This window comes from Lacrimispora sp., assembly GCF_046972725.1.
Classification (GTDB): domain Bacteria; phylum Bacillota; class Clostridia; order Lachnospirales; family Lachnospiraceae; genus Lacrimispora.
This window is the reverse complement of sequence record NZ_JBKVXF010000001.1, coordinates 1,093,999-1,111,707: the sequence shown is the minus strand read 5'-3', so window position 1 is coordinate 1,111,707 and position 17,709 is coordinate 1,093,999. Positions and strand designations below refer to the sequence as shown.

11 protein-coding genes are annotated in these 17,709 nt (G+C 43.2%); 10 read left to right on the top strand and 1 reads right to left on the bottom strand.

What is annotated here, in order from left to right; genetic code table 11:
- Positions 1-12 precede the first annotated feature (12 nt).
- From ptsP to ACLTWA_RS05380, 8 genes are all read left to right on the top strand, one after another.
- The gene (gene ptsP, locus ACLTWA_RS05415; protein WP_412326552.1) at positions 13-1,728 is read left to right on the top strand and encodes a phosphoenolpyruvate--protein phosphotransferase; all 1,716 of its coding nucleotides are present in this window, start codon (positions 13-15) and stop codon (positions 1,726-1,728) included.
- A gap of 97 nt (positions 1,729-1,825) precedes the next feature.
- The gene (locus tag ACLTWA_RS05410) at positions 1,826-3,118 is read left to right on the top strand and encodes an O-antigen polymerase (protein WP_412327187.1); all 1,293 of its coding nucleotides are present in this window, start codon (positions 1,826-1,828) and stop codon (positions 3,116-3,118) included.
- Between the two features lie 472 nt (positions 3,119-3,590).
- Entirely contained in the window at positions 3,591-4,916 is a 1,326-nt protein-coding gene (locus tag ACLTWA_RS05405) for an arabinogalactan endo-beta-1,4-galactanase (protein ID WP_412326551.1), read from the top strand.
- 57 nt (positions 4,917-4,973) lie between these two features.
- Positions 4,974-5,885, top strand: a complete 912-nt coding sequence (locus ACLTWA_RS05400) for an ABC transporter permease (protein ID WP_412326550.1) — start codon at positions 4,974-4,976, stop codon at positions 5,883-5,885.
- 11 nt (positions 5,886-5,896) lie between these two features.
- Positions 5,897-6,790, top strand: a complete 894-nt coding sequence (locus ACLTWA_RS05395) for a carbohydrate ABC transporter permease (RefSeq protein WP_412326549.1) — start codon at positions 5,897-5,899, stop codon at positions 6,788-6,790.
- Positions 6,791-6,866: 76 nt separating this feature from the next.
- Positions 6,867-8,468 (top strand): ABC transporter substrate-binding protein, encoded by a 1,602-nt coding sequence (locus tag ACLTWA_RS05390; RefSeq protein WP_412326548.1) that lies wholly within the window; start codon positions 6,867-6,869, stop codon positions 8,466-8,468.
- Positions 8,469-8,558: 90 nt separating this feature from the next.
- Positions 8,559-9,575 carry a LacI family DNA-binding transcriptional regulator gene (locus ACLTWA_RS05385; protein WP_412326547.1) on the top strand — a complete coding sequence of 339 codons (1,017 nt, stop codon included), beginning with the start codon at positions 8,559-8,561 and terminating at the stop codon, positions 9,573-9,575.
- 44 nt (positions 9,576-9,619) lie between these two features.
- Positions 9,620-11,653: a beta-galactosidase gene (locus ACLTWA_RS05380; protein ID WP_412326546.1), complete on the top strand. Its 2,034-nt coding sequence runs from the start codon at positions 9,620-9,622 to the stop codon at positions 11,651-11,653.
- A 57-nt stretch (positions 11,654-11,710) separates the two neighbouring features.
- Here ACLTWA_RS05380 and ACLTWA_RS05375 read toward each other — a convergent pair whose 3' ends face one another.
- Positions 11,711-12,562: a helix-turn-helix domain-containing protein gene (locus tag ACLTWA_RS05375; protein ID WP_412326545.1), complete on the bottom strand. Its 852-nt coding sequence runs from the start codon at positions 12,560-12,562 to the stop codon at positions 11,711-11,713.
- A gap of 200 nt (positions 12,563-12,762) precedes the next feature.
- On the opposite strand from ACLTWA_RS05375, the gene dapF reads away from it, so the two are divergent.
- Both dapF and ACLTWA_RS05365 read left to right on the top strand, forming a co-directional pair.
- On the top strand, positions 12,763-13,623 hold the full coding sequence (gene dapF, locus ACLTWA_RS05370) for a diaminopimelate epimerase (protein WP_412326544.1): 861 nt from the start codon (positions 12,763-12,765) through the stop codon (positions 13,621-13,623).
- A 274-nt stretch (positions 13,624-13,897) separates the two neighbouring features.
- Positions 13,898-17,671 carry an EAL domain-containing protein gene (locus ACLTWA_RS05365; protein ID WP_412326543.1) on the top strand — a complete coding sequence of 1,258 codons (3,774 nt, stop codon included), beginning with the start codon at positions 13,898-13,900 and terminating at the stop codon, positions 17,669-17,671.
- Positions 17,672-17,709 lie beyond the last annotated feature (38 nt).

The window sequence follows — 17,709 nt, the reverse complement described above, 5'->3', positions numbered from 1 at the left end:
GGAGGAAATGCAATGTTTAAAGGAACAAATGCATCTGCGGGAATCGGCATTGGGAAAGCCGTTATCGTAGAAGAAACAGAACTGGTTATTAATAAAGGGAATGTAGAAGATACGGAAGCAGAAAAAGCCCGTTTCCAGGCAGCTGTAAAGCAGGCTATGGAACAGACCGATGCTCTGGCTAAGGATCTGGCAACAAGAGTTGGGGAAAAGGAAGCGGAGATTTTAAATGGACATATTCTTCTCCTTTCCGATCCGATGCTGATTGGTGAGATTGAGAATGCGATTTCCGGGGAGAAGGTCAGCAGCGAATATGCGGTTGAAACCGTTTGCAACACCTATGCAGATATGTTTGCCTCCATGGGAGATGAGCTTATGCAGCAGAGAGCTACTGATATGCGTGATATTAAGACACGGATTCAGAAAATTCTTTTGGGAGTAAGTTCTGTAGATATCGCAGCCCTTCCAGAGGGAAGCGTAATCGTAGCCAGAGATTTAACCCCTTCCATGACGGCAGGAATTAATCCGGCTAACGTGACCGGTATTGTAACAGAGCTGGGAGGAAAGACTTCTCACAGTGCAATCCTTGCAAGAGCTTTGGAGATTCCGGCAGTTGTGGCACTGGAAGGATTTTTAAGCAAAGTGAAGGATGGAGATGACCTTGTGCTTGATGGTTCTGACGGAACGGTTTATGTCAATCCGGATGAAGCTGTAAAAGCGGACTATGCTGCAAAAAGAGAATTCTATATAAAAGAGAAAAAAGAACTGGAGCAGTATATCGGAAAGCCAACCATTACAAAGGATGGTGTGGAGGTTGAACTGGTAGCAAATATCGGGAAACCGGAAGATGTGGAAAAGGTTCTTCAGTATGACGGAGAAGGCGTTGGATTATTCCGTACGGAATTCTTATTTATGGACCGTGCTTCTATGCCTACGGAAGAGGAACAGTTTGATGCTTACAAAAAGGTTGCGGTCGCCATGAACGGAAAGCCAGTCATCATCCGTACGCTGGATATTGGCGGTGACAAAGAGATCCCGTATATGGGGCTTAGTAAGGATGAAAATCCATTCTTAGGCTACCGGGCCATTCGCTTTTGTTTGGACCGTAAAGATGATGTGTATAAGCCTCAGCTTCGTGCTCTTTTAAGAGCCAGCGCATTTGGCAATATCCGCATCATGGTACCGATGGTAACCTGTATTGAAGAGTTTCGGGAAGCAAAAGCACTTGTGGAAGAAGTGAAAAAGGAACTGGATGAAAAGGGAATTGCTTATAAGAAAGACATCCAGATCGGTATTATGGTGGAGACAGCCGCCGCTTCTCTCATGGCAGATGTATTTGCAAAAGAGGTTGATTTCTTCAGTATAGGAACCAATGACTTGACGCAGTACACCATGTCCGTAGACCGTGGAAATGATAAGGTATCTTACCTGTATTCTCCATTAAACCCGGCAGTTTTAAGGAGCATCCGTCATGTCATCGAATGTGGCCGTAAGGAAGGCATTATGGTGGGAATGTGCGGAGAAGCGGCAAGCGATCCTGTCATGATTCCTTTGCTTCTGGCTTTTGGCTTGAATGAGTTCAGCATGAGTGCATCCGCTATTTTGAATGCAAGAAAGCTGATTACCGGATACAGCACCAAAGAGTTACAGGAAATAGCAGATAAAGCAATGTCCTTTGCAACCGTAAAGGAAGTTGAAGACTATATGAAAGAGTTCATCAGCCGTTCTTAATGAATTCAAAGGGAAAGGGCAGCTGCCGCCTGGCGGCGGCTGCCTTTTTTCCATAGGAAGGATGTGCTGTGATTATTTACCAAAGGGGATTAGAATGATGAGTGTTTATCTGATCAGTTATGCAGCATCTTTTTTGTTTGCAAGAGCAGGATTTTATTGGCTGTCAGGCCTTGTTTTGATGCTGACAGCTCTTTTTCTGTACTGGTACGATTATCGGAGGACGGAAAATATTATTCATCTGAGAGGATTATTTTCCTTATTCTGGGTAGGCGGGGAAGGCATTGCCTGTTTAAAACTTTCAGAGCTGTCCAGTGACTGGAACATTATTACGTGGCTCTGCTTTTTCGTGGCATATCTGGGCTTTTTTATGGCATTTGAATTCATGGCAAGAATGCAGGGGGAATCAGGAGGACAACGTTCCAGCTGGTTCAGCTTTAAGGGCTATGAAAGACCTCTGTTTTATTCCATGCTTCTGGTCACCGTTCTCTCCCTGGCAGCATTTCTTATTGAGGCTGTGATTCTGGGATTTATCCCGTTCTTTGTAAAGGGAGTTCCCCATGCCTACTCTGCTTTCCATATTACAGGCATTCATTATTTTACCGTATCCTGTGTTTTGGTACCGGCAATATCGGTGCTGTATTTCAGCATAGAGCAGGGAAGGAACGGACTGCGGTTCGTATTGGCTGTTCTTATGAATATTGTTGCTCTCGCCATCCCTGTGCTGTGTGTATCCCGTTTTCAGCTTATACTGGCAGTGGGACTGGCGGTTCTTACCTATATTGCAATGGAACACAGACTGAGAATTGCTTATGCGGCAGGGCTGGCTATTGGAATGATTCCGATCTATGTGATCCTGACCATAGCAAGAGGACATGATGTGTCATATTTAAATGGGATTTTTCAGATGAAAAACAGTAATATGCCGATATTCATCACTCAGCCTTATATGTATATAGCAAATAATTACGATAATTTTAACTGCATGGTGGAGTGGCTTCCTTCTCATACGTTTGGTCTTCGCATGCTGTTTCCTTTATGGGCACTGACCGGACTGAAATTCCTTGTGCCTGCTCTTGTTGATTTTCCGATTTATGTGACAAAGGAAGAACTGACAACGGTTACGCTTTTTTATGATTCGTTTTATGATTTTGGCATTGTCGGGGTGTTGCTTCTTGGCTGTATTTTGGGAGTAGCGGCATTTTTCCTAATGCGTACGGTCAAGCGGGTCCGTAACCCGATTGGCTACCTGTTTTACGCCCAGTTTGCCATGTATATGATCCTGTCATTTTTTACCACATGGTTCAGCAATCCGGCTACCTGGTTTTATCTTGGACTGACCGGCCTCTTATATCTGTTCTGTTCTTGGCGTAACAATGGAAGACATGGATAAATGAAGATAATATGTTGAAGTAAAAACAGTTATGAAAAATCATATAGTAGAAAATACGCTTTTAAACGGTTGGCAACCGGTTAAAGGCGTATTTTTTATTTTATAGGAAAGTTCTACGGACTATCCTATAAAATAAAAGCACGATGCGCATGGTGTTTAAGAGGAAGATGTCACTGAAGAGTCAAAATCTTTCTTGTATTAATCATGTGTTTGAATTATGCGTTCATTATTCAGAGCCAAAGCCTTACAGGAGGGAAACGGTATTCCTGATGAAACAATATAAAGTGCGCAATAATGAATATATTGTTCAAAAATGCAATGACTTAGAATTGGAAAAATATATTTTTGTGATAATATCACATAAAAAACTCTTTACATATGGTAAAAAATGTCATAAAATACAGATGTAGTGCAATGTACATTGCGCAATACATGTATATTGTTCATAATCGAAGACAGAAGGGGAAATTATATGAGCAAAAAAAGAAAGTGGAAATGGGTAACTGCGGGGATGACAGCGGCGCTTGCCATAATTGGAGGTTCCGCAATGTCTTTAGGGTCAGATTTTGAAGTAAAGGCAGCACAGGATCAAACAGGAATCACAAAAAGCTTTATTCGGGGAGTTGATATCTCCAGTATTCTTTCGTTTGAGGAGATGGGACAGAAATTTTATTATGCAAATGGAACACAGGGAGATATATTTGATATTTTAGAGGAGGCAGGAGTCAACTATATACGTGTACGTGTGTGGAATGACCCTTATGACTCAAAAAGCAAAGCTGGCTATGGGGGAGGAAATAATGATCTTTCAAAAGCGGTCGTTATAGGGCAGCGGGCGAAGACACATGGTATGAAGCTGCTTGTGGATTTTCAGTATTCCGATTTCTGGGCAGATCCTGCAAAGCAATATGCGCCAAAGGCATGGAGGGGTTACACGCCTCAGCAAAAAGCAGACGCGGTTTATGATTTTACCTATAAGTCTCTTTCCCAACTTCTTTCGGCTGGAGCAGATGTAGGAATGGTTCAGATTGGAAATGAAACAATGGGAACCATGGCCGGGCTGGGCGGACTTTATGATGGAGTATGGAATCTTACCAGCGGAGTTGGAGCGGCCATGCAAAAAGGCTGTGAGGCCGTAAATAATATTAACAGTCAATATGGTTTGACTGGTGATAAGGCTGTTTTAAAGGCACTTCATTTTACAGATCCGAATACAACTGCTTCCTGGTATGCAGAACAGGCTGCTTTACAGGGGATTGATTATGATGTAGTTGCAGTATCGGCTTATCCGTTCTGGCATGGCAGTCCGGATGATCTGGCTGATTCCCTGAAAAGTATTGCAAAAACATATAACAAGAAAGTAATGGTAGCGGAAACGGCTTATCCCTATACCTTTAAAAATGCAGACTCTACAAAGAATAATATTGGTTCATTGGCAGATATGTCATTTTCCGGCTATGAAGTCAGTGTTGCCGGGCAAAAAAAGGCTGTGGAAGCAGTCTTTATGGCGGTTGCATCTGTAAACAAGCAGGAAGGGACAAAAGGTTACGGTCTGGGCGGATTTTATTGGGAACCTGCCTGGCTTGGAACAGATCCGGTGAGCGGCGGATTATACGGAACGGGGTTTGCATCCGGAGCATCGGGGAATTATGAATTGCTCTTTCACGATACGGTAAAAGAGTATTCGACAAAAGATGAGGGGAGCAGCTGGGATAATATGGCTTTGTTTGATTCTTCAGGAAGGGCATTGGATTCCCTGAACGTATTTCGCAGTATTAAGAATGGGGCCTCCGATTAGCTGCTTTTTCAAAGCAGCCGTCAATATCGGCAATATGGGCGGAGAAAGGATGAGTTTATGAATGGCTTTCTGAAAAAAGTAAAAAAGAATAAGACGCTTTTAATGATGTTAGTGCCTCCGGTTATATTTGTTATTGTTTTCAGTTACATCCCAATGGCTGGGATTGTTGTAGCGTTTAAAAATTATAATTACTACGACGGCTTTTTTAGAAGCCCCTGGGTGGGATTTGATAACTTCCGTTACCTGTTTGTAACTGGTAAGATTTGGGAACTTACCAGGAATACCTTGCTTTACAATATGGCATTTATTTTCTTTGGATTGATTTTTGAAGTTGGATTTGCACTCATACTCAGCGAAATGACCGGAAAGATATTTAAGAAGACTGCACAGGGGCTTATTTTTCTTCCGTATTTTATTTCCTGGGTTGTTGTTTCAACAATTATGCTTAATATTTTTGGACAGAACGGAATCTTAAATTCCATATTAGGAGCGTTTGGAATCAACGGGTTCAGTATCTATCAGCAGGTAACCATCTGGCCGGTTATTATGCTTTTGGTCAGGTTGTGGAAGCAAACGGGATATGGAACCGTGGTCTATCTGGCGGCGATTGCAGGAATCAGTCAGGAGATGACAGAGGCAGCGCAGATTGACGGAGCATCTGTGTGGCAGAGAATGCGGTATATTACAGTACCAAGTTTAAAACCCACTATTTTTATCATGACATTGCTGGCGGTCGGTAATATTTTCCGGGGGGATTTTGGAATGTTTTACCAGCTGGTTGGCTCCAATCAGCTGCTGCTTCAATCTTCGGATGTGATTGATACCTATGTTTACCGGTCGCTGATTACAACACCAAACATTGGAATGTCCACGGCTGCAGGTTTGTTTCAGTCCGTATTGTGTTTTGCTACCATCTGCACAGCAAATTATATTGTGAAAAGAATTGATCCGGATTATACACTATTTTAGGAGGCGGGGGAATGAAAGTAAAAAAAGGAACAGATATGATGGTATTTAATCTGATTGCATACATATTCGTTGGTATTTTTGCTCTTGCCTGTTTGATACCTTTTTATTTGATTATTGTGGGATCAGTAACAAAAGAAAATACAATTATTACAGAAGGATATCAATTTTTTGTTTCAGGAAAAAAGTTCTCCCTGGATGCATACAAAATGGCATTGAAAAACCCGGAGAGCATCCGCAATGCTTATGCAGTAACTATTTTTGTAACTGTAACCGGAACAGCCCTGTCTATCTTTTTTACTGCAATGACCGGATATGTGCTGTCAAGGCCTGATTTTCCGTGGAGAAACGGGGTTTCGTTTTTCTTTTTCTTTACGACGCTCTTTAGCGGCGGTCTTGTTCCATGGTATTTGCTTTGCACAAAATATTTGAATTTCAGCAATCATATTTATTCTCTGATCATTCCGGGGCTATTTTCAGTCTGGAATATGATTATTGCAAAAAGCTTTATGAAAGGGATTCCTTTTGAGATGACAGAGGCTGCTAAAATTGACGGAGCAGGAGACTTTTTTATCTTTTACAAGGTAATATTGCCGATGGCAAAGCCACTGGTTGCAACACTGACTCTCTTTATCGCTTTGTCCTACTGGAATGACTGGTATAATTGTATGCTGTTTATGAGCACCAGTGATAACTGGAATCTGCAGTATACCTTACAGAACATTTTAAACAGTGCAAATGCGCTGAAACGTGTTGCAGCACAAACGGGAATGCAGGTCGGGCAGCTTCCGTCTGAAGGGCTAAAGTTTGCAATGACTGTAATTGCAACCGGACCGATCATATTGCTTTATCCGTTTTTACAGAAGTATTTTGTAAAGGGGCTTACAATTGGAGCGGTGAAAGGCTGATTGCTTTAACGATGGATCTGGCACTGGGAACAGGTGCTTGAATGGTATAAAAAAGAAAGATTATGGAGGCATCATAATGAAACAGAAAGTAAGATGGTTTTTTACGTTTTTCCTTGCTTGCATAACGGCTGCTGCTCTTGCAGGATGCAGTTCAGGAAAAAATGCAGAGGAAGCATTAAATAACGGAGCAGACAGCACAGGCTCTGTTCAGATAGCAAGTGATAGTCCGTATGCCGGAAAGGGCTATGACCTGTCAAAAAGAAAAACAATCATCATGTATGCCCTGGGAGATGAGCCGACAGACTTGCAAAAGGTCGTGGATCAGGCAAACGCTGATTATTTTGAACCTAATTTAAATACAACGGTTGAAATAAAGTTTTTGAACTGGAGTGATTATGCGACGAAGTATACGCTTTTGCTTTCCGGCGGTGAACCGGTGGATTTAATCTATACGGCGGGCTGGTGTTATTATAATGAAGAGGCAGCAAAGGGAGCGTTTAAGGAGCTGACAGAAGATTTCTTAAAAGAATACATGCCTTATACTTATGAGCAGCAGCCAAAAGAAAGCTGGAGCCAGATTTCAATTGACGGAAAGATATATGCTGTGCCAAAGGCAAAGGCCACGTTCACTGCATATAAGGTTGTGGCCGTGCGTCAGGACCTGATCGATAAATATAATTTAACGGTACCGGACAGCTGGGACAATTACCAGAAATATCTGGAGGAATTGGCAGCGATAAAGGGAGAAACCGGCGTAGTGCCTCTTAATACCAACGCAAATCGTGAACAGTTGCTTACGGTTTTCCTTCAGACAAAAGGAATCCAGGGTCTTACGGAAGGATATGACTGGATGTACTATCACCATGGTAAGGAAGATGCACCGGCTGCCTCGGATATCTTTTATTTCTATGGTTCTGATTTGAATCTTGAATACTGCAGGGAGATGGCGGATTTCGCAAAAAGAGGCTTCTGGTCAACGGATGCAATCAATGATACAACGGATGCCCAGGCATATTTTGAAAACGGAACTTCCGGTTCCTTTGCATGGAATACCAGCGTGTTCCAGGCGGGGAAGAATTTAGAGGATGCAGGCATTGGCACATACGCAGTATATGATCTGACACCTGATGCACTTAGAAGCCGCTCCAGTTACGCAACAGATGCAATTGCAATTACGACCAAGTCAAAGGACCAGCAAAGAGCGGCGCTTGTACTTGATTATATGAAAAGTGATGTGAATTTGAACCGTTTGCTGCTTGGAGGAATCGAAGGAACTCATTATAAGCTGACAGAAGTCGGAACCCATGCCAAGCTGGCTGAATCAAAGAATTATACCTGGAATAACTGGGCCTGGGCCTTAAACCGGGAGGATGAACCTGAGGAAGATGGACTGGATGAAAGGCAGGTGGCGATTTCAAAAATAATGACGGACCATGAGTATCACCCTCAGGTAGCAGGTTTTACCTTTGATCCTAAAAATGTGGAAACGGAATATACCGTAATCAAATCAATTGTTGAAGAATATAAGCAAAGCTTTGCATTAGGCATCTATGGTGACAACACAGAGAAAGAGTTTGCCGGTTTTCAAAAAAAGCTGTCTGATGCAGGAATTGACAAAGTGAACGATGAGTTAAAAAGACAGTATGAAGATTATTTACAGCGTATGGGATTAAAATAAAGTGACAGATCGTCCATAATTATCTTCTTTCCGGACCCGAAAACAGGTATAATGGTATCAATAAAAAACGAAAGAAATCAGGAGGTAATTATGCGATTACGGTATGGAAACGGCAATACAGGCAGGAAAATTACAATACAGGAAATTGCAGAGCGGTTAGATCTGTCTCCTACAACTGTATCACGGGCTATTTCGGGAAAGGGCCGGATCAGCAAAGAAACCAGAGATAAGGTATTTCAGTTTTTAGAGAAAAATCAGTATGTTCCAAATACAATAAAAAAAACGGGGAAAAAGTCCAAAAACATCTGCGTGCTTTTGCCTGGAGAGGAAGGCCATGCAATGCTGCCTTATTTTCAGGAGATTTTACTAAGCGTATACGACAGTTTCTCCGCATGGGGATATGGTGTACTTGTTGTTAAGGCTACTGCAACCAATATCCAGAACTTAAAGCCGTTGGTTGAACAGCAAAAGATAGATGGGGCAATATTTACCAGAACCATAGAAGGGGATTTGGGAATACGGTATTTGCAGCAGCAGAAGATTCCGTTTGTAGTGATCGGCAGCTGGGCTGAGGATCAGGTCATACAGGTGGATTTTGACCAGGAAGGAGGCTGCAGAGATTTGACCTCCGTTCTTTTGCGTATGAATATTAAAAAAATCGCCTGTATCTGCGGGGATGCAGGACATATAGTCACCCAGAACCGTTTAAGGGGAATCTTTGCTGCATACGAGGAAGCCGGAATTTTTATGGATGAAAGCTTACTCTATACGGGTGCGGTCTACCCCTCCATCGTGGAAAAGGACGTTGCAAAGCTATTAAAAAAAGGCGTGGAATGTATTCTTTGTCTCGATGATAATATCTGTTTGGGAGTTATCAATGCGCTGAATAAAAATCACGTAAAGATTCCCGGGGATGTTAAGGTTGTATCCTGTTATGGCGGCAGGCTGCTGGCAAACTGTTATCCGCCTGTCACCTGTCTGGAATTCGACATCAGAGAAATTGGCGGAGTCGCTTCAAAAAAACTGTTCGATGCTATCCATGGTAATGCGGATTATAATAAAATTATCCTGGGCTATAATGTGCTGATTAAGGATTCTACAAGATAGCGGTTCAAATGGGGGCAATGAATTTGAAAAATAGGGAGATAAATATGGAGAAAAATGCGGAAATCGGATTGGATCAGCTGCTTCATGGCGGTGATTACAATCCGGAGCAATGGCTGGATTCGCCGGAAATTCTTAAAAAAGATCTGGAGTTATTCTTAAAAGCAAAAATAAATGTAATCACCTTAGGGATGTTTTCCTGGAGTTTCCTGGAGCCGGAGGAAGGAACGTACCAGCTTGAATGGCTTTTAAAAATAGTCGATAAAATGTACAAACACGGGATATATACGATTCTTGGTACTCCATCAGGAGCAAGACCCCAGTGGCTTGCCAAAAGCTACCCGGAAGTTCTGCGGGTGAATGAAAACCGGGAGAGGGCACTTTTCGGCTCCCGCCATAATCATTGCTATACTTCTTTGGTGTACCGCAAAAAGGTTTATGATATCAACCGGCTTCTTGCAAAGGAAGTGGGGAATCATCCAGGGGTTTTGCTGATACACCTTTCCAATGAATATGGGGGAGATTGTCATTGCCCGTTGTGCCAGGCTAAATTCAGGCAGTGGTTAAAAGCGCGTTATAAAACGATTGAGGAATTGAACCGCAGATGGTCCACCGCTTTCTGGAGCCATACTTACCAGAGCTTTGAACAGGTGGAAAGCCCTTCTCCCAAAGGGGAAATGCTTTTGCATGCACTGAATTTAGACTGGAAAAGGTTCGTTACCTCCCAGACCGTAGATTTTGCCCGGATGGAAAAACAGGCAATCCGGGAAGGCGGCTGTGATAAGCCGGTTACTGCCAACTTTATGGGAGATTATGGGGGCCTGAATTACAGAAAGTTTAAGGAGGTGCTAGATATTGCTTCCTGGGACAGTTATCCGGAATGGCATAGAAAGCCGGAGATAGAAACAGCAAGAGAGACAGCCATGCAGCACGATTTTATGCGCAGCTTACTAAAAAAGCCGTTTCTTATGATGGAGTCCTCCCCGTCCTCAACCAATTGGCAGGAGGTAAGCAAATTACGAAAGCCGGGAATCCTTCACGCGGCATCCTTGCAGGCCATTGCCCATGGCTCCGATGGAGCACTGTATTTTCAAATGCGTCAGAGCCGGGGAGCGTCTGAAAAACTTCATGGGGCGGTAATCGATCATTATGGAGGAGAGGACACAAGGATCTTTAAGGAGGTCTGTCAGGTGGGGGATACGCTTTCTGACCTGGCTGAATTGAGAAATACAGTTCAAAAGCCAAAGGCTGCACTGGTCTATGATACGGAAAACAGATGGGCACTTATGGATGCCCAGGGACCGAGAAACTGCGGGCTGCCCTACAAGGAAACGGCGGACAAAATGTATGGGGCTCTTAGAAAGCAGGGATTGGATACCGATGTCATTGATATGGAGGATGAGTTTTCTGATTACCGTATTTTAATGATTCCCATGCTTTATCTGTTCCGGGCGGGAGTCGAGAATAAGATAAGGAGGTTTGTGGAGCATGGAGGGACGGCAGTTATGACTTTCTGGTCCGGGGTCGCAGACGATACGGACCGCTGCTTTTTAGGAGAGACTCCAGGGAATATTACCGATGTATTAGGGCTTAGAAGAACAGAAATCGACGGACTTTATGATGAAGAGGAAAATGCTGCGGTTCCTATGGACAGTAACTCGCTTTTTCTGAATAAAAAATATACCTGCCGGAATCTGTGTGAATTAGTAAAGGTTTCAAGCGCAGAAGTTCTTATGACGTATGAAAGAGATTTTTACAAGGGACTTCCGGTCTTGACCTGTAACAAATACGGAAAAGGAAAAATGTATTATGTATGTGCGGATATGGAGGAAGGCTTTTATGCGGATTTGATGGAGGCTGTCCTGAAAGCGGAGCACATGGAAAAGCCGCTTCCTTTTATCCCCGAGGGCATTGAAGTAACAACAAGAGAATCCGGTAAGGCCAAATACCTGATCATACAAAACTTTAACCGGCAGACCGTGAAGCTGGCTTTGCCGCAGGACGGCTATAAGGTCATTTATGGAACAGAAGGGGAGGAACTGGAACGTTTTTCAACCCTTATTCTTAAGAAAGATAAATAGTGACAGCAACGCAGATCTCTGTGTTGCCGGAGTTAAAAATCCTCCCGTTAAGGACTTTCAAATGGGAGGATTTTCTTTTATTGTCTCAGAAGGCGAAATATGAAAATGTTTTTTGTAAGCTCTGGAAAACGTGGAGTAATTTTTAAAGCCGCTTTGAAAGCAGACTTCGGTGACGGAGCGCCCGGTTTTTAAAAGATCTCTTGCCAGCAGCAGCCGTTTTTCCGTGATATAGTCGAAAAGAGTGTAACCAGTCTCGTTCTTAAATAAGTGCATCAAATGGTATCTGCTGATGTAACAGGATTCTGCGATAGCATCAACAGTCATATCTTCTATTAAGTGGCTGTTAATATAATCCATGACAGCTAATATTCTGCGGTCACCGGTCACCGGCGGTAAATACTTTACAAGATTTGTCAGGGAAGCCCTGTTCAGCTGAATCATGAATTCCAGAAAGACTACCTGACAGTATAAATCTCTGGCATAACCGTCATGAGTGCAGGCGTATTCCAGATCTGTGAGAGTGCGGTACAAACTGCTTTTTTCCATGGAGTGAAGTCTGAGTACATGAGAATGAAGTTCTTTTGATTTTTTAAAGCAGGCACTCAAATCATAGGTGTCTGACTGATACGCCTGTAAAAAACCGGGAGATAAGTAAACGATGATTCTCTCATAAGGTACCGATGGGTCAATGTCCGGCTTATGGATATCGTTATGGTTTACCAGTAAAATATCATAGGGCTCCAACTGATAGGCACAGCCTTCGATCCGGTAGGTCACGTTTCCCTGAATAAAAATGATGATTTTATCGAAATCATGGTAGTGGTACTCAAAATCCTGCCTTTTTGTGTCAAGGATATGAAACAGCTTAAAATCACTGTTTAAATATCCCCGCTTTTCATAGTTGTCCATAGGTGTCTTCTCCCTCCATGTTCTTTCTTTTATAATACAACACTATTTGCAATATAAAAAGCATTATATTGGTAGAAGTGATAAAATGTGCTGTATATAATGATGGTATACCACTTATATCCAATAAAACATAAAGGGACTTGTTATTCATGCGCAGACCTATGTAATGATATTGTCAATCACGGGAAAGGAGTTTTATCATGAATATAACTTTGGAAAAATACCACGGACTGGGGAATGATTATCTTATTTTTGATCCCAATAAAAATGATTTGAAGCTGACCGAAGAAAACATCCGTCTGATCTGTAACCGGAATTTTGGTGTGGGCTCTGACGGTCTTTTGGTTGGCCCTATTCTTGGCCAGGATAAGCTGGAGGTAAGGATTTTAAACCCGGACGGAAGTGAAGCAGAAATCAGCGGCAATGGAGTCCGTATTTTTGGCAAGTATTTAAAAGATGCCGGATATGTACAGAAGAACCGGTTTATCATCAATACCTTAAGCGGGCAGCAGACGCTGCAGTACTTAAATGAAGAGGGGACCAGAATCAAAGTCTCCATGGGGAAATTAAGCTTTTACAGCGACGAGATTCCCGTTACAGGACCGAGAAGAGAAGTGCTAAATGAGACAATGATGTTTGGCAGCATTCCTTACCGGGTGACCTGTGTAAACATAGGAAATCCTCATTGTGTAATCTGGCTGAACGACATTTCAAAAGAACTGGTATGCCGGATCGGGAAGTATTCGGAATCCGCCGAGTATTTTCCGGAAAAGATCAATACCCAGCTTTTGAAGGTAGTGGACCGGACCAATATTGAAATAGAAATCTATGAACGGGGCGCCGGATATACACTTGCTTCCGGGACCAGCGGCTGTGCGGCAGCAGGTGCTGCTTACCGGATGGGCCTGACGGACCCGAAGATGTATGTGCATATGCCTGGTGGAGTCCTGGAAGTGGAGATTGAAGAAGACGGCAATGTTCTGATGACAGGAGAAGTAGGGTATGTAGGAAGGTTCTCGCTTTCCCATGAACTGACTGAGCAGTTGAAAGCGCTCCAGTAGTGCCATGTAACGAAAATAGATTCAGAAATCCTTAAACCGGCTGTTTGCAGAGTGAGATGAAAAATTCCATCTGCATGCAGCTGATTTTTTTTAATATATTTGTTCAGATTTTTCTTATAAATCCAAAAAAATATGAATAATATAAAAAAATATTGCATAAAAATACTGATCCATCCAATTGCGAATCTGTTGACGGAAACATCGTTTTCATACTATAATATTACAATCATTTAGTAGGTGCGTAGTTAATGAAATGCAGGAGAGGCGGAAATGTATGAACAAAATGTCGGCTGATAATGGAGAGGCCGGTATCTATATCATTGACCAGGAATACAGGATCATTTATATGAATGATATGGCAAAATCATATTATCCCGATCTGGAAACAGGAATGAGCTGTTTGGAAGAACCGGGAAAAGGTTCTGGACTCTGTAGGGTCTGTACGGAGTTTGATAAGGATTCCGGACATTCGATATTTTACGATGCTGCCTCCGGGCTGTGGCTGAATCTATCCTCCGGCCTGATTGACTGGCCCGGTTACCAGGGAAGCAGGCTGATCATGTTTTGGCCTGTGGGGGAACAGGATAGAAATTTGTTTTATAATCTGACAGATAATACCGTATACGATGAGTTGTTTGAACTTGATCTGATATCCAATACATATAAGATTCTTTTTTATGAAAAAGACAAATTTAAAATGCCTGCTCTGGAAGGACCGCTGGATCAAATGTATACAGAGGTTTCAGAAGCCATGATTCATCCGGAGGACAGGGAAGAGTTTATGAAATTTTGGGAGGGGACAAGTCTTCTCGATCGATTATCCGCCAATGGCAGAATCATGAAAGGGGAATTCCGTAAGCAGCTGTTAGACGGCAGCTACCGCTGGATCAGTCTGGCGGCAGTCCTGTTTCGCAGCGGCGACTGTGACGATCCCATCATCATGTGTTATGTCCAGGACATAGACAGCTTAAAAAGGAAGGAGGAAGAACAGAAGATCCAGCAGGAAAAGAGGGAAGAGACGGATTCCTTAACAGGACTTCTCCGGTACGGCCCTTTTTTTGAAAAAGCCAGAAGATTCCTGGAGAGGAAGCCGGAAAAATCCTATTTTATGGTTGCCATTGATATTGAGCATTTTAAACTCTATAATGAATGGTATGGCGAGAAAGAAGGTGACCGGTTCCTGATAAAGATCAGCGACCATTTAAAAGAGATGGAAAGCAGCTTTGAATCCATAGCCGGCTATATGGGAGGCGATGATTTCGTTATTATTCTGCCTGATGACTGTTCTCTGCTAAAAGAGCTGGAGGAGCAGATCAACTGCTATGCAAGACAGTATGGCGGCAATGCGGGATTTCTTCCGGCTTTTGGTGTTTTCTTTATTAACAACCGGTATCTTTCAGTCAGTACCATGTATGACCGGGCAATTATTGCATTGAATTCAATAAAAGGCAACTATGCAAAGCGGATTGGCTGGTATGATCCGGGAATGAAGCAGAAGATGGAGAACGATCAGGTTCTTTTATCAGAGATCCAAAGGGCGCTTGAGAATCAGGAGTTTATCTTTTATGCCCAGCCTCAGTGCAACATGCTGACAGGAAAGATCATTGGTATGGAGTCCCTTGTCCGTTGGAAGCATCCGGTCCGGGGATTAATTTCTCCTGGTGAGTTCATTCCGCTTCTGGAGCGGAACGGTTTTATCACCTATCTGGATATCTATATATGGGAAATGGTGTGCCGTCAGCTGAGCGCCTGGAAAAAGGCAGGATGCCATCCAATACCGGTCTCTGTCAATATGTCCCGTATGGATATCTACGGCATCAATGTGGTGGAAAAGTTCAAACAGCTGGTGGAACAGTATGAGATCGAGCCCAGATATCTGGAAATTGAAATTACGGAAAGTGCTTATGCAGAAGATTATGAACTGATCCGAAACGTTGTGGAGGAATTGCGGAAGGCCGGATTTCCGGTATTTATGGATGACTTTGGAAGCGGCTATTCTTCTCTTAACATGCTCAGGGATGTAAACGTGGATGTTATAAAAATCGATACCAAATTCCTGGATATGAACGAAAACAGCATGAGACGGGGAATGGGAATTCTGGAGACCATTGTAAGGATGGCCAGAGTCATGCAGTTTAAGGTGGTTGCAGAAGGAATCGAAGAAAAGGCGCAGGCGGATTTTCTGATCAATATTGGCTGTATATACGGACAGGGCTATTATTATTATAAACCAATGTCTGTGACAGAGATTGAGGAACTTTTAAAAAATGACAGCAATTTAGATTACAGGGGAATACAAGCCCGGCAGATGAAGCAGCTGAAACTGGAGGATCTGTTTAATGAAAACCTTACCAGTGAGACAATGATGAATCATATGCTGGGAGCCATCGCTCTTTATGAGGTCCATGAGGACAACTGCGAGATTCTTCGGGTCAATGAAGAATATTACCGGATTACCGGGGATAATCCGGTGGATATGGGAGAGCGCAGAGGATTTTTGATGCACAAGGTCTATAAAGATGATATGGACTGGGTGCTCCATATCTTTGAAAATGCATATAAGAATCCGCTTCACGGGGCGGAAGGAATCTTCAGGCGCTACCGGTTAAGCGGAGAGCTTATGTGGGTCCATCTGCGTGTGTTTTTTTTACGGGAACAGGATGAAAGGCGCCTTTATTACGGAACGGTCAGAGATGCCACGGAGCAGATGGAGCAGAGAAAGAAACTGGAGGATTCCCAGAAGATTTTAGGCGAAGTCATGAGGCTTGCAGGAAGAAAGCTCTCCTTTGATAATATTGCAGAGGAAAACCAGTGGGCCGCCAGTGCTATCTTTGCCCAGGCAGCCCCCGGAGGGCTTTTGGGAATATATTGCGAAGAAGACCTTCCTTTGTATTTTGCCAATCATGAGATGCTTCATTTAATGGGTTATGACACTTACGAGATGTTTACAAGGGATATTGGCGGAAGGATTATTGATATCATCCACCCGGATGACAAGGAGCTCATTCGGGAAGAGGTCTTGCGCTGCGGTTCTCCTGGCATGGAATATAATTTCCGCCACCGGATCAGGAAACGGGACGGAAGCTTTTTGTGGATTATGACCAAAGGCCGCTGGATACAGGCGGAAGATGGAAGGATGGCAGTTGTAAGTGCATGTATGGATGTTACAGATACTGTCCTTGCCGAACAGAAGCTGAAACATACGGTAGAGATTCTTGGTAATAAGGAAGATGAACTTGAGTTTTTGAGTTCGGGAACACCGGGAGGATATTTCCGCTGCAGCAGGACCGCAGACATGAAACTCCAGTATACCAGCACCCGTTTTCATGAAATCATCGAATATACAAAAGAAGATCTTTCTGTCCAGTTTCAGGAGAATTTTGCGGATATGATCCACGCGGATGAACGGGAAAATATATTTACCATGATACAGGAACTAAAACCGGGAAAAACTATGTGGGATACTCAGTGCCGGGTCTTGACAAAGCATGGCTATATAAGGGTATTGTGTAATTTCAGATTGTCGGCAAGGGATCAGAACACCCTCTATGGAGTGATGTTTCATATAGACGATGGGGAAAGGCTTTCCTGCCAGGAAAATTCTAATCCTGTAGGCGGCCTTCCGGACCGTCCGCTGGCTGTTGCCATGATGAATGAGTTCCTGGGACGCCGCAGGTTCCAGACGTCTGCGCTGGTTCTTTTTTTACTGAGCCGGCCGAAAAAACAGGGGATCGAAGATGGTAAGGGTCCGAAAACACTGTTTGTAAAGCAGGTGGAGCGTCTGAAACGGTTCTTTCGCCAGGATGATATCTTCTGCTTGAATGGCGGCTATGAAGTCATGGTGCTTTGTAAAAATATCCGGAAAGAGGATATGGAGAATAAAAAAAAGCGGATTGTTGAGAATATGAACCAGGAAATGTCTGCGGAAGAGAGAAAGATCTTTTTGCCGGTACGTGCTGCATATTCCATGATTTCCATGGAAGACAGGGATATAGAAAGCTGCTGCAAAGCTGCTAGATGTTTTTTTATGGATAATTCCGAACTTTAACGTGAGAAAGTGCTAAAATGCAATAGACCGTTCCCTGC

Bases quoted from the DNA above. Each gene is read 5' to 3' on its own strand.
- ACLTWA_RS05375 (WP_412326545.1), bottom strand. From the start codon at position 12,562: ATGGACAACTATGAAAAGCGGGGATATTTAAACAGTGATTTTAAGCTG.
- ACLTWA_RS05405 (WP_412326551.1), top strand. From the start codon at position 3,591: ATGAGCAAAAAAAGAAAGTGGAAATGGGTAACTGCGGGGATGACAGCG.
- ACLTWA_RS05385 (WP_412326547.1), top strand. From the start codon at position 8,559: ATGCGATTACGGTATGGAAACGGCAATACAGGCAGGAAAATTACAATA.
- ACLTWA_RS05395 (WP_412326549.1), top strand. From the start codon at position 5,897: ATGAAAGTAAAAAAAGGAACAGATATGATGGTATTTAATCTGATTGCA.
- ptsP (WP_412326552.1), top strand. From the start codon at position 13: ATGTTTAAAGGAACAAATGCATCTGCGGGAATCGGCATTGGGAAAGCC.
- ACLTWA_RS05410 (WP_412327187.1), top strand. From the start codon at position 1,826: ATGAGTGTTTATCTGATCAGTTATGCAGCATCTTTTTTGTTTGCAAGA.
- ACLTWA_RS05400 (WP_412326550.1), top strand. From the start codon at position 4,974: ATGAATGGCTTTCTGAAAAAAGTAAAAAAGAATAAGACGCTTTTAATG.
- ACLTWA_RS05365 (WP_412326543.1), top strand. From the start codon at position 13,898: ATGAACAAAATGTCGGCTGATAATGGAGAGGCCGGTATCTATATCATT.
- dapF (WP_412326544.1), top strand. From the start codon at position 12,763: ATGAATATAACTTTGGAAAAATACCACGGACTGGGGAATGATTATCTT.
- ACLTWA_RS05380 (WP_412326546.1), top strand. From the start codon at position 9,620: ATGGAGAAAAATGCGGAAATCGGATTGGATCAGCTGCTTCATGGCGGT.
- ACLTWA_RS05390 (WP_412326548.1), top strand. From the start codon at position 6,867: ATGAAACAGAAAGTAAGATGGTTTTTTACGTTTTTCCTTGCTTGCATA.